The organism is Methylobacterium sp. E-016, from assembly GCF_022829745.1.
Lineage (GTDB): Bacteria > Pseudomonadota > Alphaproteobacteria > Rhizobiales > Beijerinckiaceae > Methylobacterium.
The window spans coordinates 1-2,151 of sequence record NZ_JAKSYF010000010.1; the positions used below are offsets into that span (position 1 = coordinate 1).

Annotated in this window: 2 protein-coding genes and 1 pseudogene; 2 read left to right on the top strand and 1 reads right to left on the bottom strand. The window is 65.7% G+C overall.

What is annotated here, in order from left to right; translation table 11 throughout:
* Positions 1–499 precede the first annotated feature (499 nt).
* Positions 500–814, bottom strand: a complete 315-nt coding sequence (locus MKK68_RS00425) for an HU family DNA-binding protein (RefSeq protein WP_244027504.1) — start codon at positions 812–814, stop codon at positions 500–502.
* Positions 815–1,157: 343 nt separating this feature from the next.
* On the opposite strand from MKK68_RS00425, the gene MKK68_RS00430 reads away from it, so the two are divergent.
* Together MKK68_RS00430 and MKK68_RS00435 are read left to right on the top strand one after the other, a co-directional pair.
* On the top strand, positions 1,158–1,931 hold the full coding sequence (locus MKK68_RS00430; RefSeq protein WP_244027506.1) for a helix-turn-helix domain-containing protein: 774 nt from the start codon (positions 1,158–1,160) through the stop codon (positions 1,929–1,931).
* A gap of 70 nt (positions 1,932–2,001) precedes the next feature.
* Positions 2,002–2,151 (top strand): annotated as a pseudogene (locus tag MKK68_RS00435) (IS256 family transposase); the annotation flags it as partial.

Consider the following 2,151-nt stretch of genomic DNA (forward strand, 5'->3'; position numbering starts at 1 on the left):
ATACGAACGAGAGTATCGTCCCCGTTCGGCGGATCCGGAGGGGCTAGGCATTCCACCACTGTGAGATCCAGTCAAGCTAGCGGACCCGTTCGGATTTTCCAGACACAACCAGGACGCGCTCCCCCACCAGGGCGAAAACGCCGACAGAGATGTACCAGGGGTGCTGCCACAGTTCGACATCTAGCACTACCTGGGCGCGTTAGGGGGTGGTGCTGGGGTGTCTGCCCGAGCCCTCCTCGAGCAGACAACGCAGCACGACCCCGTAAAGTGCCCAGGTAGTGCTAGATGCCGAACTGCGGCAGCACCCCTGGTACATCTCTGTCGGCGTTGGCGCCCTCGTTGAGGGGCCGGTCCTGTTTGTGTATGTAAAATCCGAACGGGACCGCGAGCTTACCCGGATATCAAAGGGGTGGAAGGGCTATCCCGTCCGCATCCGGCGAACGGGGCAGATACGCGCGCTCGGATCTAGCCGGCAGCATTCAGGTCTAAGCGTCGTCTCTTAAACTCGGCGCGGCTCACTTACGCTTGTGCCGGACTGCGGGTTCAGCCGGTCCCGCATCCCCTTCCCGGCCTTGAAGACCAGCTTCGATTTCGCCTCGACGGAGACGGGCGCACCGGATCTTGGGTTGCGGCCCATTCGCGCCCGCGTCTCCACGATGGTGAAGGAGCCGAACCCGCGCAGCTCGACACGATCGCCGGCCACGATGGCGTCCGCGAGCCGGCCCAGGATGGCATCGACCACGGCCTCGCAGTCCTTCGCATAGAGTTGCGGGTTCGCAGCGCCGAGGCGCTGGACCAGTTCGGATCGGATCATGGCGGCGCAGGAAGCGCATCTCGCCAGGGACGACAACCCCACCGCCTGACATTCCCGACGTTGACTTAGCCGTACCTGCCGGCCGACATGCCATGTCCGGCTATGGCGCGCCCCATGGCGAGTCGTGAGCCGGCATCAGGAGAGATCGCCGCGAAATAGACCCTGAAAAGCCAACAGCCTCTTCCCGGCAAGGAAGAGGCTGCTGAAAACCTGGGGCCTGGTGGGGCCGCGTGACTGCTCCCCACAAGCCATGACCTCCCTCGGGAGTCAAGACGGAACGTGTTTCCGTCAACGGGAAGGCTTTGCCTGGACTCTAGCCGCGGCCCGTGAGGGACCGGGTTCAATGAACTATGCCTATGAGATCCGCAGGCAGGCGGAGGCGGCTCCGCGCGCCGCGCTGCCGGCCGTCGCGTCCGCGCTGTGGAAGGCGTTCGGGGAAGGGCACCTGTCCGAGGCTGAGGCCGAAGCGCTATCCGGGCTGATCGAGGCGCGACAGGCTGCGCTAGGACAAGGGGTGACCCCGGAACCGAGCACCGCCTCAGCAGAGCCCCGCCGAGGCCGTCGAGGCTCCCGTCCGCGCACAGATGCCTCAATGGCCCGCCGTCGCCGCTGGGCTGCCTCTGGACGGCTTCCTCCGGGGCTTGCGGCACGGTTCACCCTGGCGGAGCAAGCGGTGCTCTCTCTCGTCGCGGCCGAGACTGCCCGCCAAGGCGACTGCCGGCTCGCGGTCGGGCATCTCGCAGCGATCGTCGGCGTGGCCGAGACTACTGTGCGCAACGCCGTCCGGGAGGCCCGCAAGCTCGGGATGGTGACGGTCGAGGAACGGCGCGTGGCTGGCTTCCGCAACGACACGAACGTGGTCCGCATCGTGTCGGTCGAGTGGACGGCCTGGCTGAGGCTGGCACGCAGCTCGCCCCTAGCATCTGCGGCACCGGGCCTACCGCTTCAGAAGGGAGGGTGCAAATCCGCGAAGCACACGTCTACTGATGTTTTATACCCTGTGAATTCAGGGGCTCGGAAGCCTCAAAAAGGCACCCGACAAGCGGTGGGCGACCCTGCCAACAAAGCTCGATCTGGAGTCCGGGAGCGGTCGTGTCCCAGGCGGTGGTGTATCTGAGGGGTGGTCAGCGGCGGGTGCCGGGAAGGGGATGGTGGCGATGACCAACCCAGAACCCGAGAGACCCTCGATGACCGACGAGATCATAGTCCTGCTCGGGCTGAGGGAGAAGAGTGCCGACGCCGATCTGCTGCGCGAGATGAGCGGTTTTGCAGCCGAGCGACTGATGGAGCTGGAGGTGGGCGGCCTGACCGGCGCGGCTCACGGCGAGAAGAGCGCC